At 71.6% G+C, this 18,847-nt stretch carries 13 protein-coding genes; 6 read left to right on the top strand and 7 right to left on the bottom strand.

Annotated elements, in window-relative coordinates; translation table 11 throughout:
* On the bottom strand, window positions 1-297 hold a 297-nt coding region (locus NBX02_RS10610; RefSeq protein ID WP_250287589.1), incomplete at its 3' end, for a class I SAM-dependent methyltransferase.
* 358 nt (window positions 298-655) lie between these two features.
* Between NBX02_RS10610 and NBX02_RS10615 the strand changes: the two genes are divergently transcribed.
* Both NBX02_RS10615 and NBX02_RS10620 read left to right on the top strand, forming a co-directional pair.
* On the top strand, window positions 656-1,870 hold the full coding sequence (locus NBX02_RS10615) for a peptidase M50 (RefSeq protein ID WP_250291167.1): 1,215 nt from the start codon (window positions 656-658) through the stop codon (window positions 1,868-1,870).
* Window positions 1,871-1,977: 107 nt separating this feature from the next.
* Window positions 1,978-2,892, top strand: a complete 915-nt coding sequence (locus NBX02_RS10620) for a PfkB family carbohydrate kinase (protein ID WP_250291169.1) — start codon at window positions 1,978-1,980, stop codon at window positions 2,890-2,892.
* 158 nt (window positions 2,893-3,050) lie between these two features.
* Here the strand turns inward: NBX02_RS10620 and NBX02_RS10625 are convergent, their stop codons facing one another.
* On the bottom strand, window positions 3,051-5,876 hold the full coding sequence (locus NBX02_RS10625; RefSeq protein WP_250291171.1) for a hypothetical protein: 2,826 nt from the start codon (window positions 5,874-5,876) through the stop codon (window positions 3,051-3,053).
* A gap of 447 nt (window positions 5,877-6,323) precedes the next feature.
* Here NBX02_RS10625 and NBX02_RS10630 point away from each other — a divergent pair, with 447 nt between their 5' ends.
* Window positions 6,324-7,085, top strand: coding sequence for a phosphate signaling complex PhoU family protein (locus tag NBX02_RS10630; protein ID WP_250285107.1), 762 nt, complete (start codon window positions 6,324-6,326; stop codon window positions 7,083-7,085).
* On the opposite strand, the gene NBX02_RS10635 is transcribed toward NBX02_RS10630, so the two are convergent.
* Window positions 7,060-7,719 carry a TetR/AcrR family transcriptional regulator C-terminal domain-containing protein gene (locus NBX02_RS10635; protein WP_250285108.1) on the bottom strand — a complete coding sequence of 220 codons (660 nt, stop codon included), beginning with the start codon at window positions 7,717-7,719 and terminating at the stop codon, window positions 7,060-7,062. The genes NBX02_RS10630 and NBX02_RS10635 overlap by 26 nt on opposite strands.
* Before the next feature lie 390 nt (window positions 7,720-8,109).
* Between NBX02_RS10635 and NBX02_RS10640 the strand changes: the two genes are divergently transcribed.
* Window positions 8,110-9,057: a hypothetical protein gene (locus NBX02_RS10640; protein ID WP_250285109.1), complete on the top strand. Its 948-nt coding sequence runs from the start codon at window positions 8,110-8,112 to the stop codon at window positions 9,055-9,057.
* Between the two features lie 55 nt (window positions 9,058-9,112).
* Here NBX02_RS10640 and hemC read toward each other — a convergent pair whose 3' ends face one another.
* The 3 genes from hemC to NBX02_RS10655 all read right to left on the bottom strand — a co-directional run bounded on the left by hemC (window position 9,113) and on the right by NBX02_RS10655 (window position 12,881).
* Window positions 9,113-10,048, bottom strand: coding sequence for a hydroxymethylbilane synthase (hemC, locus tag NBX02_RS10645; RefSeq protein ID WP_250285114.1), 936 nt, complete (start codon window positions 10,046-10,048; stop codon window positions 9,113-9,115).
* A gap of 234 nt (window positions 10,049-10,282) precedes the next feature.
* On the bottom strand, window positions 10,283-12,166 hold the full coding sequence (nhaA, locus tag NBX02_RS10650; RefSeq protein WP_250285110.1) for a Na+/H+ antiporter NhaA: 1,884 nt from the start codon (window positions 12,164-12,166) through the stop codon (window positions 10,283-10,285).
* Window positions 12,167-12,203: 37 nt separating this feature from the next.
* On the bottom strand, window positions 12,204-12,881 hold the full coding sequence (locus NBX02_RS10655; RefSeq protein ID WP_250285115.1) for an MBL fold metallo-hydrolase: 678 nt from the start codon (window positions 12,879-12,881) through the stop codon (window positions 12,204-12,206).
* Window positions 12,882-13,108: 227 nt separating this feature from the next.
* Between NBX02_RS10655 and uvrA the strand changes: the two genes are divergently transcribed.
* Complete coding sequence (uvrA, locus tag NBX02_RS10660; protein ID WP_250285111.1) at window positions 13,109-16,108, top strand: excinuclease ABC subunit UvrA; 3,000 nt, start codon at window positions 13,109-13,111, stop codon at window positions 16,106-16,108.
* A gap of 77 nt (window positions 16,109-16,185) precedes the next feature.
* Here the strand turns inward: uvrA and NBX02_RS10665 are convergent, their stop codons facing one another.
* Window positions 16,186-16,599: an SsgA family sporulation/cell division regulator gene (locus tag NBX02_RS10665; protein ID WP_250285112.1), complete on the bottom strand. Its 414-nt coding sequence runs from the start codon at window positions 16,597-16,599 to the stop codon at window positions 16,186-16,188.
* Between the two features lie 592 nt (window positions 16,600-17,191).
* Between NBX02_RS10665 and uvrC the strand changes: the two genes are divergently transcribed.
* Window positions 17,192-18,847, top strand: a 1,656-nt coding sequence (gene uvrC / locus NBX02_RS10670; protein ID WP_250291172.1) for an excinuclease ABC subunit UvrC, incomplete at its 3' end; no start/stop codon positions are given.

The following is an 18,847-nucleotide window of genomic DNA, read 5'->3' on the forward strand; positions in this document are numbered from 1 at the left end:
CGGGCCGGGCAGGTGCAGCGGCCGGGCCAGGTCCGCGTGGACGATCTCCAGGCGGTCGGTGCGGCCGTCCAGCCGGGCTCGCAGCCGGTCGAGCATGGCGGCGGAGCCGTCCACGGCGATCACCCGCCCGTGGGGCAGCCGGTCGAGCAGGGCGGCGGTGTCACGGCCGGTGCCGCAGCCGGCGTCGAGGACTGTCTCGCCGCCGGCCAGCGCCAGGCGGGAGAGGGTGCGCAGGCCCCACTGCTCGTGGGGCAGCGGCAGGGAGTCGTAGCCACGGGCGTCCCATTCGCGAGGCATGTACCGAGCCTATATCGCGGCAGGTGATGGTTCGATAGCAGGGTGAGACATTGCTCGCCGCCGGGAGGAGCGTCTCGGGGCTGCGCGCTCCGATGCGGATCCCGTGCTGGTCGGTACCGCCGCGGGGACGACGAAACCGGCGGGACGGCAGGGCCGGCTGCGGGCGGGGGCGGCTACGGTAACGAGATTTTAAACAACAATCGTGGTGTCCGGCCGTGTGCATGCGCCCGGGGCCGGGAAGCCTGGAAGGAGACGAATCCGGTGATGCGATCTTTCCCACGGCATACGTCCTGCCCGGAAAGGGGAGCGAACGGATATGACCGCTGACCACGCGCCGAGGGGAACGGTTCACACACCGGTGTCGGCACGCCCCGGGGCCGCCGTCGCCATCGCCTTGCTGACCTTCCTGCTGTCCGCCTTCATACTCCCGGCCGCGGTGCCGGGCCGCCCGACCGCCGCCTACCTGTCCGCCGGGCTTATCGGTGCCGGGGTGGTGTTCGGTGTGCTGCTCGCCGCCGACTTCGCCCGGGCCGCGGCCGCGCGCCGGGCCGGTGTCGAGGTCAGCGGGATCAGGGTCGGTGCGTTCGGCAGCCGGCTGACCACCGTGACGAAGATCACAGAACCTGTGGCCGCCGCCCGCGTCGCCCGCGCCGGCCTGTTCGTCGGCGGGCTCGGAGGAGGCGTGCTCGTCGTGCTCGGCTGGCTTGCTCCCAGCGGCGCCGCGGCGCTCGCCGGCAGCGTCGGGCTGTGGGCGGGCGGCCTGCTGCTGTTGCTCACCGCCTCGGAGCTGCTGCCCACGCCACGCACCGGCGGGGGGCGGCTGCTCGCGTCCGCGGTGTACCGCCGGACGGGCAGCCGGGAACGCGCCGACGCCGCCGTGGCCCGGGCCGCGGTGGCCGTCGGCTGGGCTCTGATCGCGTCGGGCCTGGCCGTGACATTCCTGGCCAGCCCGGCGGGGCTGTGGGTGGTGCTGCTGGGCTGGATCGCGCTTGGCGCCGGCCGGCTCGAGCAGTCCCGGTTGCGCACGAACCGGCTGCTGGCCGGGGTCCGGGTCGGCGAGGTGATGGGGCCCGCCCCCGAGAGTGTGGCCGGTTGGCGTACGGTCGCCGCCGCCGTGGAGGATGTGGTGGCGCCGGCCGTGGCCGCCTCGGGGCGGACGGTGTTCACCGTCGTGGACTTCGACGGCGCGCTCGCCGGGGTCGTGTTCCTGCGTGACCTTGACGCGGTCCCGCTGGACGACCGGGGGCTGACCAGGGTCAGCAAGGTGAGCGTGCCGATGACCACGGTGTGCCTGACCACAGCGGACGAGCTGCTCACCGACCTGCTTCCGCGGCTGGCCGGGCGGCCGGGCGCGGGCCTCGCGCTGGTGGTCGACGACATCGGCGCTGCCAGGCCACAGCCGGTCGGCGTCGTCGGCCACATGGAGATCACGAAGACGTTGGCGGTCGCGTCGTTGCGGGCCGCCGTGGCCGGCGCCTCTGGCGCGTCCGGCGCCGCCGGCGGGCCCGGGGCCGGCGGGCCCGGGGCGGCGGCCGGTACGACGGTGCCGGGCGCCGCGCGGCCGTCCGACTGAGCAGCTCCCCTGAGCGGCGGCCGCTGCCCGGCCGGGGCCGGTCGGATGGCATGCTGGCATGCGTATCCGCCGGAGTGCCCGGGAGGGACACGAGTACTGTTGCCGCCATGACGATCAGGACCGCTGAGGCGTTGGCCGGCCGTACGCCTGTCGACTACCTGGCGGTGGGGAACCCGACACTTGACGTCCTGCCCGACTCGTCCTTCGCCATCGGCGGGAGCATGGTCTACGCCGTGGTGCAGGCGGCGCGGCTGGGGCTGTGCGCCGTCGGTGTCGGGCGCGGCCGCGACGTGGAACTGGCACCGGTGTGGACGCCGTTCGAGGCGGAGGCGTTCCTCTACATCCAGCCGGCGCCGGAGACGACCCGGTTCCGCAACGACAACACCGGCGGTGCCGGCAGCCTGCGTACCCAGTGGCTGGAGGCGTCCGCGGGTGCCGTCTCGGGGCTCGACCGGCTCCCGGAGAGCAGGGTGCTGCATCTGGCGCCCGTCGCGCGGGAGATCGTCCTCGACGATGTTGTCCGGCGCAGCGCGCGGGGGCTGGTCGGGCTCACTCCGCAGGGCCTGATCCGTTCCTGGGACGCCAGCCGGCTCGTCCGTCATCACATGCTGCACATCGACGGCGCGACCGCGAAGAACATCGACGCGGTGGTGTTCGCCGACTACGAGGCCGCCTATCTGGCCGGTGTGGCCGAGGCGGTGCGCCGCGCCGGTGGGGTCGTCGTGGTCACCAAGGGCCCTCGAGGGGCGGAGGTCCTGCTCGCGAACGGGACGCAGGAGTTCGCCGCCATCGCGGCCGACCGTCTCGTCGATGACACCGGTGCCGGGGATGTCTTCGCCGCGTCGCTGTTCATCGCGCTGGACGCCGGGAGCACGGTCAGCGACGCGGTCCGGTTCGCCGCCGCGGCCGCCACGCTGAGTATCAGTGGGATCGGCCCGGGGTCGATCGCGACCCGGGACGCCGTCGCGAAGCTGGCCGGCCAGGACACCGCGCCCCACCGCAGCGCCGCCGGGCTGTTCTGAGGCACCCGGTTCTCGACCCCACCCGACCCCGCCCGTTCGGGGTCCTTTTCCTTTGCCCACGCCGTAGTCAACGCTGTTGACGACTCCTGGCGCCATATTTGATCTTGAAAGTTGCCGGTGGATGTGCGTTGGGAGCGGGGCCGGGATGTTCCATGCCGTCAACCGCCTGCGGTGGGGTAGAGCGGCCACTTGTCGAGCGTGAGGCAGTCGTCGCTGGTTTTCGGCTCCCGGCCGCTGATGACGAACTGGCACGGCTGCCCGCCGGTGGCCTGCCGGTTCTGGTTCGACGGGTCGTACGGGGGGAGCTCCTTCCAGGAGAGATCGATGTAGATCACGGTCAGCTGTTTGCTCTGCGCTATCTGGGAGGCGTTGAAGTCGTTGCATCCGGTTGCTCCCGGCCACGCGGTCGCCGGAAAGTTCTTCACGTCCTCGCACGACGTGGGGGAGTCCTGCCGCAGCTGCTTCTCGATGCCTGTCCTGTCGATCGCCGTATTCTTGGTGACCATGTCGACGAACAGCTTGGCGGCATCGTAGGAGATGCCGATCCGCTCGTCCGCCCACAGTGTCTGGTGCTGGGCCCTCCCGGTCGCCTCGTACATGCTCTTCAGGCGGTGACAGAAGTCCTCCAGCGACCTGCTCACAAACAGGCCCTGGGTCAGGGTCCCGTCGAGGCACTTCTTGCCGGCGAGCACCACGGGAGCGCCTTTTGACACGAAGCGGAAGGCGGTCGTGTTGTTCCACTGTCCTGCCGCCTGGACCACGTACCGCGACACCGAGTCGTCGGCGAGGACCCGGTCCAGGCAGGCGCGCATACCGTCGAGGAAGCCGGGGAAGTCGTTGTACCGGCCGGCGAAGAAGAGCAGATTGCTCTGGTTCTCGCCCGCGCACCGCTCACGGAACCAGTCCGGTGTGTTCTCCCCGGGTCCCCAGCCGTGCGGTTCGTAGCGGAGCCCGGCCCGGGTGGCCTCGTTCCTGACGTCCTGCACCAGGGTGGAGACGTAGAGGTCGTCCACGGCCGGGTCCCCCTCCTGGCCGCGGGGATCACCAGGCGACCGTGGGTAGTACACGCTGATTCCCTGCTGTGCTTTCTTGGCATAGGCGGTGGCGAGCTGGGCCTCCCGCCGGTTGTTCGGCACCATCTGGAAGTAGGACGGTGAGAAGATCTCCATGGCGTCCCCGGACAGGGTGGTGGCGATCACGGGTATACGGGCGTTCCCGAGTGTGGCGACGGCCCGGCCGGTGTCCATGTTGCTCCGGTCCATGCCGATGACGCCGAGCACTTTTTCCCGGGGACGGGCGGCCAGCGGCACGAGATGATCGCGCGCTACCAGGTCGGCGTACCTCATGTGACTGCCGCCGTTGGCGATGAGGACGCGCAGCGCCATCCTCGGGACGGACGAATCAGCTCCTAACGTCCCGCACTCCGGAATGTCCTGTTTCTGGTTCAGCGTGTGCTGCCAGGTCAACAGCCCTTCCAGCTCCGCGACCTGTGCCGCGGTCCAGTCGGTTTCGGTCTCCCCGGTGAGGCCGGCAAAGTAGACCAGCGTCATGAGCGTGTACGGAATATTACCCGGTGACAGAGCGGCGAGTTTCACCGCGCACCGGTTCTGCCTAGCGATCTCCTGTTGCACGGCGAGCAGACGGTCGCCGGAAATCGATTTTCTCCCGGCGTTGAACCGGTAGCTGCCGTCGCTGTAGCCGACGCACTGGCCGTTGACCCAGGACACCGAGACACCCGTTCGCGACCAGCAGCCGTCATGATCGAATACGTGGGTGCCGTACCGGAGAATCCCGAGGACCACGGCCGCCAGGAGCACGACCGCGAGCGAACGCAGCGCCCATCGGCGCGCCCATAGCGGAGGCTTTGGCGCGGACAGGTGCTGCCCCCATCCCCTGGCATGTGGTCCGACCGTCTCCTCGGACGGCGGTGCTGACGCGAAGGCGGGTATCCGTAGCCACAGCCGCCAGTCCGCGCCGCTGGGTGGCTCGGCAGTGTTCCAGGCGTCGAGCGCGTCCGCCGCGTTGGCGGCGGACAGGAGAGGCTGCGGGGGCGGCTGCGGGATGGTGTCGGCCTGGTAGCCGGCGACCAGCAGGAGGGGGTCGTTCTTCCGGGTGCTGTCGCGGACGGTGATGATCATGTCCAGGAGCCGCTCGCCCTGCGGGTCGTCGGCGATGTTGTCGATGAGAGCCAGGACCCGGGCGGTGCGCCGCCACGCCCATAGCCGCCAGAACCGGCGCCGGTAGACGGCCCGCAGGTCGTGGAGAAAGGCGTCGACCAGCAGATGTTCCCGCTGGGCCTCCTCCTCGGGAACGCGGTGGGTGTCCGCGGCGAGACGGACGGCGAAAGAAGCGAATCCCTCCCCGTTCTCCGCGGGAAACAGCCGCTGTCTCATGAACCAGCGGGTGCGGACCAGGCCTGGCACGGGAATATATCCGGACTGCCAGAGCCGGAACCGGGCCCTCGGCCCGACGATGATGAGCACGGCCAGCAGCAGCCGGGTCAGGCCGGACAGGCCGTCCAGCAGTGGGTTGGCGCCGTTGTGGGCGCCCGCGAGCTTGGCCCGCAGGCGTTCGCCGAGTACCTCTTTCCGGGTTTTGCCAGGGGGAAGAGGAGCGAGTTGCTGCCGGGTCAGCCAGTCCGCGAACACGTACGTACGGAAACGGCATCCCAGGCCGGACGTCTGCGTTTCCAGCTGGTCGGCGAGTGCCTGGAGCACCGGCAGTACATGCGGCTGGCCGTCCGGCCTGGGAAGGGGCGGAGAAGTCGAGTGCCGGCGGCCTTCCGGCGCCAGGTCGAGATAGGCGCGCGGGATCACCGGCGACGGGGACCAGCGTACGCGCTGGCGCACCTCGGTGAGCCAGGGGCCGCTGTCCGGGCCGGCGACCAGGCATACCAGTGGCGCCGACCGGCGTCGCGCGGGATCGACGGCGAGGGAGTGGAGCAGGGTGAGAACAGCGCCTACGCCGTCAAAAAACGGAATCATGACTCCCCCGTATCATTCCCATGGTCAGCACTATGCCACGTAGCGCACCGGATACCGGTTCCGGCCCGGCCCGGCCCGGCGGATCGTCCCTGTCGATTCGGTGGAGGCCGACGGTGCGGAGAAACGGTCGCGCGGTTTTTGACTGGCCGGCTGTCGTCCGGTGGGTGGGCACCTGCTTCCGGTGTGCTTTGCCGTGCTTCACGGTTTCAGGCGTCCGATGGTTGTTCAACCAGTGTTTTGATTTTGTTTTTTTGGCTTGGCCGTCCCGTCTCCGGGAGCCGTGGTTGTAGCGGGACTGCGGGTGGCTACGCCGCATGCTGAGCATGGTTGCTCTTCGTGACCGATCGGGTGGCTCCTCGGAGTGACTCGGATCGTGGCGGGCGGATACCGCGACGACTGTGCGTGTGCGGCTGTATGTATGCGGGCACACAGTGGACGATGGGGGGTATGGACGTTCCCGAACCGCGCCGACTGGAGTACACGGAGGCGCTGCGGCGTCTGCGGATCATGCTGGGTGACCTTGCCGAGCAGACCAGTCAGATCGTCCTCGACGCGACCACCGCGGTGACCGGGCGGGCCGACACCGCCGGTGTGCACGCCGCGGTGGCCTGCCTGCGTGACTGCTGTCAGGACCTCGACGAGGACCTGGTGCTGCTGCTGGCCCGGCAGAACCCGGTCGCCGGGGACCTGCACCTGGTCGTGGCCGGGCTGCGCACCGCCGCGGCGGTGCAGCGGATGGCCGAGCTCGCCGGCCACATCGCCGCCACCGCCGACCTGCGGGCACCCGCCGTCGTGGTCCCGGTCGGGCTGCGTCCCACCCTCAGCCAGCTCGGCCGGCTGTGCGCCGAGCAGGCGAGCAGCCTGGCCACCGCGATCTGCGCCGACGACCCGGCGGCCGCCGCCTGGCAGGTCACCGCGGGCGACGAGCCCATCGACCGCATCCACCGGCGGCTGATGGCCGCCCTCACCGACCCCGGCTGGCCCCACGGCATCCAGCAGGCGGTGGACCTCGCCTTGCTGTCCCGGTACTACGAGCGGTACGCCGACCAGGCTGTCACCGCGGCCCGCCAGCTCGTCCGCCTGCGCTGGGTCCCGTCGCTGTCGGACAGCCCGGACGATCCGGGCCTGCCGGCCGGTCCGGATACCGCCGCTGATCCGCCGGGAGGCCCGGCAGGAGGCCCGGTCAGATCGCCAGGGCGGACAGGATGAGGGTGATGCCGTCGTGGAACTGCTCCTGCATGTCCGTGGCGAGATGGTCGGCGGCCGCGGCGAGGTGTGGATAGCGGGACGCTGACGAAGCGATCGCGGTGATCGGTGTCACGGTGGCGTCCGGTCCTTTTCTGGCGATGGTCGCCGCGGTGTGCCGGGCCTCGGTCAGGGCGTGCCCGAGCGTGTAGAAGAGCAGGGTCGTGTAGGCGTCGGAGGCCTGGCGGTCGGGCAGGCCCGCCTCCCGTAGCAGGCCGATCGCGTGGTTGGTCCGTTCCCAGCTGGCCTCCCCGCCGGGCGGGCGGCGCAGCACGATGGGCGCGAGCGTCGGATGCCGCAGCAGCGATCCGCGCAGCTGCGCGAAGGTCTCCCTGAGGTCGGCCCGGGGATCGCCGGTGTGAGGGAGGGGCTCGTCGCCGCGCACGACCCGGTCGGCGAGCGCCTCCAGCAGCTCGTTCTTGGTCCGGAAGTGCCGGTAGACGGCGGTCGGGTCGATGTTCAGGCGCGCGCCCAGGGCCCGCATGCTGAAGCCGCCGACCCCGCCGATGTCGACGATCTCCATCGCGGTGTCGAGGAGGAGCTGCCGGGACAGCGTGCCGCGAGGGGTGCGGGTGTGGCGGGGCTGCGCGGTCTCCATCGCCGTGGCGTCTTCCTTCGGGATCGGGCGGCCCGGTCGAGGCGGGCCTGGACTGTCCGGGATCGGCCGTGTCGGCGTCCTGCCGGGATCTTCTCAGGGAGACTACAGTGTAGTCAACATTGTTGACGACACCTCTCTGCAATTTGATCTTTATTGTGCAACCGGTGCTATCCGCAAGATCAGATGATTGTTTTGGCGCCCAATAGTTCACTCATGGGAGGCTTGTCCGGTCGCTATCGCACCTATGACATCACTGTCAGACACAAGGAGTAACGACTCTTGGACAAGCCGGTGCCGCAGCCGGACGCTGCAGGCGCACAGGAGGCGGACGTCCGCGTGGACGGCTCCAGGCTCCCGCACGGGAGGCCAGCCGTTCCTGCCGGAGATCCTGTGACCCCGCCGTTCAGTGACGACTTCGAGTCAGGAGTGCACGAGCTCGACGAGGAGCTCGGCGTGCTCCTCGTCGAGGTGAACATGCGCCCGCCGGCGGAGTCCAGCGAGATCGCCCGGGCCATCGAGTCCAGGGCCGCGGCGCTGCGCGCCGGCCGCAACCCGAGCCGGACGCAGGCCATGGTGTTCGACGGGCTCGCCGCCAGGATCGCCATCACCCGCTCGGACCTGGCCGCCATGGCCGGCGACCTGCACACGGCGCAACGTATCGCCGACAGCGCCTACCGGATGGCGGTGGCGTCCCACGACCGGATCATGATCGGTTCGGCCCGCCGGAAGCAGGCTGCGATCGCGATGGAGGCGGGCCGGCCCACGGAGGCCCTGCAAATGATCATGGACGGGCTGCGGCGCTGTCCCGAGGGCCCTGTCGCCGCCGCGCTGCTGGCCCGGCAGGTACAGGCCAACGCGCTGGCCGGAGCGCACCCGGACATCGTCGAGCAGCAGACCGACGACGCCCTGGCGGCGGCCGGCGCGCTGCCCGCCGCCGAGCAGGGCATGCCCGGGCTGTTCTTCACCAGCTACCATCCGGCGGACGCCAAGGAGCGGGCGCTGACCGCGAACGCGCTCGTCGGCCGGGTCCGCCGTGCCGAGAGTCTCTACCGGTGCTGTGTGCCTGTCTTCGACGCGGTCGACATGCCCGGCTGGTCGTCAGGTGTCCGCTTCACGCTGGCCACCGCGCTCGTCCTCAGCGGTGGGCGCCTCGACCTGGAACGGTCGGCCGAACTCGTCGAGGAGGCCGTCACCATCTCGCTGCGCCGCCGTACCGGGGCGCTGTCGGCGAAGGCCGACCGGTGGATCGGCGCGGTCCGCCCGCACGCCGCCGGGACCCGCGCGATCGGGACGATCAGCCGGGTGCGGGCATGGCAGCGAGGCGAGCTCGGCACCTGACCGCCGGGCCCGCGGCCCGGCGGCCGCACTGAACGGGCCTCTCCTTCCGGTCCGTTCAGTGCGGGATGGCGTTCAGGAGGTCCTGGGCGCCCTGGCGGAGCAGCGCCACCGCGACCGACGCCCCCAGGGTCGTCGGGTCCGCGCCGGGGCCCCACTCGTGGGCGTCCAGGACGGTCTTGCCGTCGGGGCTGAACACCTTCGCCCGCAGGGACAGCCGCCCGTCGGGCTCGGTGTGGGCGTGCCCGGCGATCGGCGAGTTGCAGTGGCCCTGCAGGACGTGCAGGAGCATGCGCTCGGCGCTGACCTGCCGCCGGGCGTCGAGGTCGTCCATGCCGGCGACGAGCTCGGCGGTGTCGGTGTCGTCCTCGCGGCACTGCAGGCCGAGCACGCCGGCGCCGATCGGCGGGCACATCGCCTCCACCGAGAGGATCTCGGTGATGCGGCCCGCCTGGCCGATGCGTTCCAGGCCGGAGACGGCCAGCAGCAGCGCGTCGGCCGCGCCGGCGTCCAGCCGGGCCAGCCGGGTGTTGGCGTTGCCGCGGATCGGCACGGTCTCCAGATGCGGGTGGGACTGGGCGAGCTGGGCGATCCGGCGCACGGCGGAGGTACCGACCCGGGCGCCGACGGGCAGCTCGTCCAGGGTGCGGCCGCCGGGGTGGATCAGGGCGTCGCGGATGTCGTCCCGGGGCAGGTAGGCGGCGAAGACGGTGCCGGCCGGGACCGGGCGGTCCCCGGGGACGTCCTTCATACAGTGCACGGCGAGATCGGCGCGGCCGGCGAGCAGTGCCTCGTCGACCTCCTTGGTGAAGGCGCCCTTGCCACCGAGCGCGGACAGCGGGCCCGTCCACCTGTCCCCGCTGGTGGTGATGGGCACGATCTCGGCGGTGAGACCGGGACTGCGGGCTGTCAGCTCCGCGCGGACCCGCTCGGCCTGGGCAAGGGCCATCGGGGAGGAACGGGTACCAATACGGATCAGCCGGGATGCGGACATGGCCACCAGGCTAGTTCCCCGGGCCGCCACAGGCGCCCCGAGACCGCCCGAGTGTCGCACCCACCGCCCGCGCGGCCCGTCCACGGGCCCGCCTGGAGGATGCTCCGCTCCGGTTGGATACTCTGCCGCAACGGCATGGTGAAGGGCCCGTCTCTGTGTCCGAGGCGACAGTGGCTGGGCTGGCTGCGGTTACGGCCGCTCCTACGGCCGCTCCGGGCTTTCCGTCACTGTTCGTCACTGCCTGGCTGTCTGGCGGGCGGCCGTTATGGCCAGGGTGAGGGTCGCGGCGTCGTAGGCGCCGTGGTGGCGCCGGCCGTTGATGAAGAACGTCGGTGTTCCCGAGACGTCGCTGACGTCGGCGGAGGCGATGTCGCGCTCGACCCGGTCGGCACCGGCCCTGGCGCGCAGGTCGGCCCGGAACCGCTCGAGGTCGAGCCCCAGCTCGCCCGCGTACCGCAGCAGATCTCTGACCGTGAGGGCCGACTGGTGATCGAAGAGCAGGTCGTGCATCTCCCAGAACGCGCCCTGCTCGGCCGCGGCCTCGACCGCGATGGCCGCGTACTCGGCATGGGGGTGCACCTTCGTCAGCGGCAGGTGCCGCCAGACATAGCGCAGATCGCCGAAATCCGCGAGCAGCTCGCGGACGACGGCCTCGGCCCGGCCGCAGTAGGGACACTCGAAGTCGCCGTATTCGACGAGGGTCACCGGGGCGTCGAGCGGCCCCCGGATCCGGTCGCGCCCCGGGTCGACGGGCTCGGCGAGGTCGATGATGACCTCGGATACGCCGCGTTCGGCGCGGGCCCGCATCCGCGCCGGCAACATGCCCGCCACCTGGAAGACGATCCAGGAGAGCACGGACGCGGCGAGCGCCGCCATCAGAATACCGATCTTCGCCTCCGCGAGGCGCTCGCCGGTGAACGCCATCGTCGCGATCAGCAGCGGCACGGTGAAGCCGATCCCGGCGAGCACCCCGGCACCGGTGATCGCGTCCCAGCCGACGGGCAGGCGCACCCGGCCGTGGGTGACCGCCCTGACCAGCCACACCGAGCCGACGATGCCCACCGGTTTGCCGAGCAGGTAGCCGGCGACGACGCCGAGCGTCACGGGTGAGTGCAGCGCGCGGCCGAGGACGTCGCCGCTGATCTCGACCCCGGCGTTCGCCAGCGCGAACAGCGGGACGACAAGGTAGCTCGTCCACGGGTGGAAGATCTGCTGGAGGCGGTCGTTCGGCGAGATCGCGTACCAGACGCCGACCCGGGCCCTGCGGGCGAGTTCCGGTGTCGGCTGCTCGCGGAACGACAGGAACAGGTCGGTGGCGCGCTCCAGGTCGCCGCGCCCCGCCGGGTGGGCGTAGGTCAGCAGGCCCATCGCGAGCCCGATGACGATCGGGTCGATCCCGGAGCGCAACAGCGCGGCCCAGGCCGCGAGCCCCAGCGCGGCGTATCCCGCACCGGAGCGCATGCCCGCCGCCCGCGCCGCGAGTATCACCGCGAAGATGCCGAGCCCGGTGGCGAGCGCGCCCCAGACGACGTCCTCGCTGTAGAAGACGGCGATGACGACGAGTGCGACGACGTCGTCGACGACGGTGAGCGTCAGGAGGAACGTCCGCAGCCGCTCGGGGAAGCGTGGCCCGACGACGGCGAGCACACCCAGGGCGAAGGCGGTGTCGGTGGACATCGTGATCCCCCAGCCGCGCGCGGACGGTTCCCCCGCGTTGACCGCCAGGTAGATCAGGACGGGTACGGCCATCCCGGCCAGACAGGCCATGACGGGCAGGGCGAGGCGGCGTCGTTCCCGCAGTTCGCCTATGTCGAACTCGCGCCGGGTCTCCAGCCCGACGACGAAGAAGAAAAGCGCCATCAGCCCGTTGGTGACCCATTCCCGCAGGTCCTGCGCGACGCCCCAGCGGCCGATCCCGATCGACAGCTCGGTTCCCCAGACCGTCTCGTACGACGCGGCGGCGACGTTCACCCAGATCAGGGCGGCGAGAGTCGCCGCCAGCAGGACCGCGGCACCGCCGGTCTCGGTGCGCAGGAACTCCCGCAGCGGCGACCGGCCGCCCGGCCACGGGGTCCTGCCCGCGAACGCTTGGCCCGCCCCCCGGTCCGGTTCCGCCACACCACCGATTCTCGTTCGCCGAAGGCGGGGTGGCCGGTCACCAGCCGCGGGCACGCCATTCGGCGAGGTGGGGGCGTTCCGCGCCGAGGATGGTGTCGTGGCCGTGCCCCGGGTAGATCCAGGTGGTGTCGGGCAGCGGGCCGAAGACCTTGCTCTCCAGGTCGTCCATGAGGGATCTGAACGCGACGGGATCCCCGAACGTGGCGCCCGGGCCGCCGGGGAACAGGCAGTCGCCGGTGAACAGGTGCGGCGCCGCGGTGCCGGCGCCGTGGAGCAGCGCGATGGAGCCGGCGGTGTGCCCGACCAGGTGGATGACCCGCAGGGTGACCTCGCCGACGGTCACCTCGTCGCCGTCGCGCACCAGGGCCGTGGTCGCCACCGGGATGGCGCCGGCGTCGTCGGGATGCGCCACCGTGCGCGCGCCGGTGGCCGCGACCACCGCGGACAGCGCCTGCACGTGGTCGCCGTGGCGATGGCTGGTCACCACGGTCGCAAGGCCGCCGTCGCCGGCGAGGGCCAGCAGCGTGCCGGGCTCGTTCGCGGCGTCGATCAGGAGCTGTTCGCCCGTCGCGGCACATCGCAGCAGGTAGGCGTTGTTGTCCATCGGGCCGACCGCGACCTTGGAAATGACCAGTCCGGGCAGCGTCCGGACGTCCGCCGGCCCACCGACACGTACCGCGCCGGTGTAGCCGTCGCCGTTGATCTCGTGTCCCATCATCCCTCGCCGGCTGTCGGTTGTGCGGGTTTCATCATCCTGCGCTCCGGCATCCTCCGTTCCGGAACTGTCGGAGCCGGTCCGTAGCATGGCAGGCGCGGCGGATGCCACGTCCGGCCGTGGCACGGCCGGTCCCTGGTCCCAAGCCCCACGCTTGGCCTGGCCCCGAGCCTGGTCCCGTACTCGAGAGCCCCATCCTCAAGAGCAGAGCGCGAAGGATTCCCACGATGGCAGACCGTCTCGTCGTGCGCGGCGCGCGAGAGCACAACCTGCGTGACGTCGACCTCGACCTGCCGCGGGACTCGCTGATCGTCTTCACCGGCCTGTCGGGTTCGGGCAAGTCCAGCCTCGCGTTCGACACGATCTTCGCCGAGGGGCAGCGGCGGTACGTCGAGTCGCTGTCGGCCTACGCCCGCCAGTTCCTCGGCCAGATGGACAAGCCCGACGTCGACTTCATCGAGGGCCTGTCACCGGCGGTCTCCATCGACCAGAAGTCGACCTCGCGCAACCCCCGCTCCACCGTCGGGACGATCACCGAGGTGTACGACTACCTGCGGCTGCTGTTCGCGCGGGCGGGCCGGCCGCACTGCCCGACATGCGGCCGGCCGATCTCCCGGCAGACCCCGCAGCAGATCGTCGACCGCCTGCTCGAGCTGCCCGCGGGCACCCGGTTCCAGGTGCTGGCCCCCCTCGTGCGGGGGCGCAAGGGCGAGTACGTCGACCTGTTCGCGGAGCTGCAGGCCAAGGGCTTCGCCCGGGTACGCGTCGACGGCGGCGTCCACGCGCTCACCGACGTGCCGAAGCTGGAGAAGCAGCGCAAGCACACCATCGAGGTGGTGGTCGACCGGCTGGCGGTGAAGGCGTCCGCCAAACAGCGGCTGACGGACTCCGTCGAGACCGCCCTCGGCCTCGGCGGCGGCCTGGCGCTGATCGACTTCGTCGACCGGGACCCCGCCGGCCCCGACCGGGAGCGGATGTACTCCGAGCACCTGGCCTGCCTCTACGACGACCTGTCGTTCGAGGAGCTCGAGCCGCGGTCGTTCTCCTTCAACTCCCCGTACGGCGCCTGCGCGCAGTGCTCGGGCCTGGGCACCCGCAAGGAGGTCGACCCCGACCTGGTCGTCCCCGACCCGTCGCTGTCGCTGGCGGCCGGCGCGGTCGCCCCCTGGTCGGCCGGCCACAACAAGGAGTACTTCACCCGGCTGCTCGAGGCCCTCGCCGCCGACCTCGGCTTCCGGATGGACATCCCCTGGGAGGGGCTGCCGGAACGGGCCCGCAAGGCGGTGCTGTACGGGCGGGGCGAGACCGAGGTCCAGGTCTCCTACACCAACCGCTACGGCCGCTCCCGCCAGTACTACACGGCCTTCGAGGGCGTCGTCGCCTTCCTCCAGCGCCGCCACCGCGAGGCCGAGTCCGACAGCAGCCGGGAGCGCTACGAGGGCTACATGCGCGATGTCGCCTGCTCGGCCTGCCGCGGCGCCCGGCTCAAGCCCGAATCGCTGGCGGTGACGCTGGGCGGCCGGTCGATCGCCGAGATCGCCGGCATGGCCATCGGGGAGTGCGCCGCGTTCCTGCGCACCCTCGAGCTCACCGAGCGGGAGCGCACGATCGCCGGCCGGGTGCTCAAGGAGATCGACGCGCGGCTGGCGTTCCTGCTCGACGTCGGCCTCGACTACCTCTCGCTGGACCGGGCCGCCGGCACCCTGGCCGGCGGTGAGGCGCAGCGGATCCGGCTCGCCACCCAGATCGGCTCCGGGCTGGTCGGCGTCCTCTACGTGCTCGACGAGCCCTCGATCGGGCTGCACCAGCGGGACAACCGCCGCCTCATCCAGACCCTGGTACGGCTGCGGGACCTCGGCAACACCCTGATCGTCGTCGAGCACGACGAGGACACGATCCGGGCCGCCGACTGGGTCGTCGACATCGGCCCCGGCGCCGGGGAGCACGGCGGGAAGGTCGTCGTCTCCGGCTCGGTGGACGCGCTGCTGTCCGCGGAGGCCTCGCTGACCGGGGCGTACCTGTCCGGCCGCCGGGAGATCCCGGTGCCCGGCATCCGGCGTCCGCCGGCCAGGGGCCGGGCGCTGACCGTCCACGCCGCCCGGGAGCACAACCTGCGCGAGGTGACGGTGTCGTTCCCGCTCGGCTGCTTCGTCGCGGTCACCGGCGTCTCCGGCTCGGGCAAGTCGACGCTGGTCAACGACATCCTGGCCACGGTGCTCGCGAACAGGCTCAACGGCGCCCGGGAGGTGCCGGGCCGGCACCGCACCGTCACCGGTGTCGAGCATCTCGACAAGGCCGTCCGGGTCGACCAGTCGCCGATCGGGCGCACCCCGCGCTCGAACCCGGCCACCTACACCGGTGTCTTCGACCACATCCGGCGGCTGTTCGCCGAGACCACCGAGGCCAAGGTCCGCGGCTACCTGCCCGGGCGCTTCTCGTTCAACGTCAAGGGCGGCCGGTGCGAGGCCTGCGCCGGCGACGGCACCATCAAGATCGAGATGAACTTCCTGCCGGACGTGTACGTGCCGTGCGAGGTCTGCCAGGGCGCCCGGTACAACCGGGAGACGTTGGAGGTCCACTACAAGAACCGCAGCATCGCCGAGGTCCTCGACATGCCGATCGAGGAGGCCGCGGAGTTCTTCGCCGCCGTCCCCGCGATCGCCCGGCATCTGCGCACCCTCGACGACGTGGGCCTGGGCTACGTCCGCCTCGGGCAGCCGGCGCCGACGCTGTCCGGCGGCGAGGCGCAGCGGGTCAAGCTCGCCGCCGAACTCCAGCGACGCTCCACCGGGCGCACCGTCTACGTCCTGGACGAGCCCACCACCGGGCTGCACTTCGAGGACATCCGCAAGCTGCTCGGGGTCCTCGGCCGGCTGGTGGACGCCGGCAACACGGTGATCGTCATCGAGCACAACCTGGACGTCATCAAGACCGCTGACTGGATCATCGACATGGGGCCGGAGGGCGGCACCGGCGGCGGCCGGGTGGTCGCCGAGGGGCCGCCCGAGACGGTCGCCGCGGCCGCGGAGAGCCACACCGGCCTCTTCCTGCGGGAGATCCTCGGGCAGCGCCTCGACACGGCCCAGCACGACGCGGCGGCGCTGCCCCCGGCGGCAGCAGCATCCTCGGCGAACTCGGCGAAGACCCCGGCCGCACGGGGGGCCGTCTCAGGCCAGCGGCCACCACGCACCTCGCTGCGCCCCGCCGCGGATGCTGTGGCGGGATAACCCCCGCGGCGGGCCCGCCACCAGCCGTCCGCGAGGTCACGGGCGGCTGGTACGGAGGGCTCCGCGGGGGCGGGGGGTCAGTTCTCCAGCAGGTTCGCGAGGACGGTGTCCAGCTCCTCGGCGGTGCCTTCCTGCCCGCGGGGAACGACCCGTTCGGTCGCGTCGAGGAACGCCCGAGCGGCGTCCATGCTCAGCCGGACGGCGGAGCGCAGCTCACCGGCGGTCAGGTCGAGGCGGATACAGCCGCGCTCGGGCTCGGGGGTGATCCGCACGTCGCCGGTGCCGGTGGGCACGTCCAGCCCGGCCCGCAGCGCGTCCCGCAGTACCACCCACGTCCCGCGGGGCAGCGCGGGGTGATCGGGCCGGGAGATGAGCTCCAACGTCACCGCGAGGGGGTCGGCCCGTCGCCAGTTCACCTGCAGCACGGTCAGCCGCCCGCGGGAAGGTGCGTCATCGACGACCAACTCGGTGGTCACGTCCTCCACCTGCATCCGTCGTGCCTCCTTCGTCGTCCTGCGACGCTGTGCACCGCGGTATCGAGGGTGACAGCCAGTCAGGCAAGACGCCACCCGGAAAGCGTGGCGGGATCTGTTCGGGACCAGCTGGGACAAGGCCGGCGCCGACATTGCGGGACCCTGGCCGGGGAGGTCGTCATCTCGATGTCGTGGGGAAGGCGTCTGTCGGCTCCGCCGGCCGTACAGGGCCGGCCGGCTGCGTCGATCATATCGGCCCTGTTCCGCTGTCCGCGCGTCGCCCCGCCGGCCATGCCCGGCCGGCCAGGCCCCGCCCGGCTGGTGAGAGGCGCGCTCACGGCCGGCCCACCACACCCATCCGCCGCCGAGCGTCCGACGGATCATGCTTCGCACACCGCTCATGGTCTTCGAGCATGGGCCCTGGCGTTGCTTCCCGGCGGGCGCGGTGAGCGGGTGTCCGCGAGCTGTGAGATATGCCTGCTCACGTTCACCGCGGGGTGCGCTCGCGCCCCAGGTCACGGCCACCCCGCACAGTTAAGTGCTCAGCGTGGTGAAATGGTTACGTGGAGGCGTTGTTCTGTGCCGATCCGGCTCGCCGTAGGCTCGGTTCATGGCTGATCCGGCGTCCTACCGTCCCGCGCCGGGATCGGTTCCGGAGACCCCGGGGGTGTACCGGTTCTTCGACGAGCACGGCCGGGTGGTCTACGTGGGCAAGGCGAAGAACCTGCGCGCCCGGCTGTCGAACTACTTCACCGACATCCACAACCTGCACCCCCGCACCCAGCACATGGTGACGACCGCGAGTTCGGTCGACTGGACCGTCGTATCGACCGAGGTCGAGGCCCTGCAGCTCGAGTACACGTGGATCAAGGAATTCGATCCCCGCTTCAACGTCCGATACCGGGACGACAAGAGCTACCCGAGCCTCGCCGTCACCCTGTACGAGCAGTTCCCGCGCCTGCAGGTGATGCGCGGCGCCAAGCGCCCCGGCGTCCGCTACTTCGGCCCCTACCCCCACGCGTGGGCCATCCGGGAGACGCTCGACCTGCTCCTGCGCGTCTTTCCGGCGCGCACGTGCAGCACGGGGGTGTTCAAACAGGCTGCCCGCATCGGCCGGCCCTGCCTGCTCGGCTACATCGACCGCTGCTCGGCGCCGTGCGTCGGCCGGGTCGACGCCGTCGAGCACCGTCGCATCGTCGAGGATTTCTGCGACTTCATGTCCGGGCAGACCGGCCGCTACATCCGCAAGCTCGAACGTGAGATGGCCGCGGCCGCGGCCGACCAGCGGTACGAACAGGCGGCCCGGCTGCGCGACGACATCGGCGCGCTGCGCCGGGCGATGGAGAAACAGGCGGTCGTCCTGCCCGACGGCACCGACGCCGACATCATCGCGTTCGCCCAGGACGAGCTCGAAGCCGCCGTGCAGATCTTCTATGTACGTGACGGCCGGGTCCGGGGCCAGCGCGGCTGGGTCGTGGACAAGATCGAGGATCTGACGACGGGGGAGCTGGTCGAGCAGTTCCTCACCCAGGAGTACCTCTCCGACAACGCGGGCACGCCGTCCGCCGGGGCGGACAGGCCGGCGGGCCAGGCCACAGACCAGGCCGCGGGCCCTGATACGAGCCGGGCGGGCGCGGGCCGGGTGGGCACGCGGGTGACGAACGAGATCCCGCGGGAGGTGCTCGTCCCGGAACTCCCACCGGACGCGGACGTGGTCGCGGACCTGCTCGGCATCGCCCGCGGCGGCCGGGTCGACCTGCGGGTCCCCCGGCGCGGGGACAAGCGCACCCTGATGGAGACCGTCGAGCACAACGCCAGGCAGGCGTTCGCCCTGCACCGCACGCGCCGGGCCAGCGACCTCTCCGCCCGCAGCCGGGCGCTGTCGGAGCTCTCCGACGCCCTGGGCCTCGCCGACCCGCCGCTGCGGATCGAGTCGTTCGACATCTCCAACCTGCAGGGCACCGAGGTCGTCGCCAGCATGGTCGTCTTCGAGGACGGGCTGGCGCGCAAGTCGGAGTACCGGCGGTTCGCCATCCGCGGGGCCGATGGGCAGGACGACGTCGCGAGCATGCACGAGACGATCACCAGGCGGTTCAGCCGGTACCTCGCCGAACGGGCCCGGACCGGGGAGTTCGCGGGCCTGCCGGATCCCACCGGCCCTGCCGACGTCACCGACGCCTTGAGCCCGGCGGACCTGCCGGACGCGCCGGCGTCACCGGGCTCTCCGCCGCGGCCGGCCGCCCCGACCGGAGCGGCCGGCCCGGGC

The organism is Protofrankia sp. CiP1_Cm_nod1, from assembly GCF_920888515.1.
Taxonomy (GTDB): Bacteria; Actinomycetota; Actinomycetes; order Frankiales; family Frankiaceae; genus Protofrankia.

Excerpts from the sequence above, each read along its gene's own strand:
- NBX02_RS10625 (WP_250291171.1), bottom strand. The coding sequence starts at position 5,876 with ATGATTCCGTTTTTTGACGGCGTAGGCGCTGTTCTCACCCTGCTCCAC.
- NBX02_RS10620 (WP_250291169.1), top strand. The coding sequence starts at position 1,978 with ATGACGATCAGGACCGCTGAGGCGTTGGCCGGCCGTACGCCTGTCGAC.
- uvrA (WP_250285111.1), top strand. The coding sequence starts at position 13,109 with ATGGCAGACCGTCTCGTCGTGCGCGGCGCGCGAGAGCACAACCTGCGT.
- hemC (WP_250285114.1), bottom strand. The coding sequence starts at position 10,048 with ATGTCCGCATCCCGGCTGATCCGTATTGGTACCCGTTCCTCCCCGATG.
- NBX02_RS10655 (WP_250285115.1), bottom strand. The coding sequence starts at position 12,881 with ATGGGACACGAGATCAACGGCGACGGCTACACCGGCGCGGTACGTGTC.
- NBX02_RS10665 (WP_250285112.1), bottom strand. The coding sequence starts at position 16,599 with ATGCAGGTGGAGGACGTGACCACCGAGTTGGTCGTCGATGACGCACCT.
- NBX02_RS10635 (WP_250285108.1), bottom strand. The coding sequence starts at position 7,719 with ATGGAGACCGCGCAGCCCCGCCACACCCGCACCCCTCGCGGCACGCTG.
- NBX02_RS10630 (WP_250285107.1), top strand. The coding sequence starts at position 6,324 with ATGGACGTTCCCGAACCGCGCCGACTGGAGTACACGGAGGCGCTGCGG.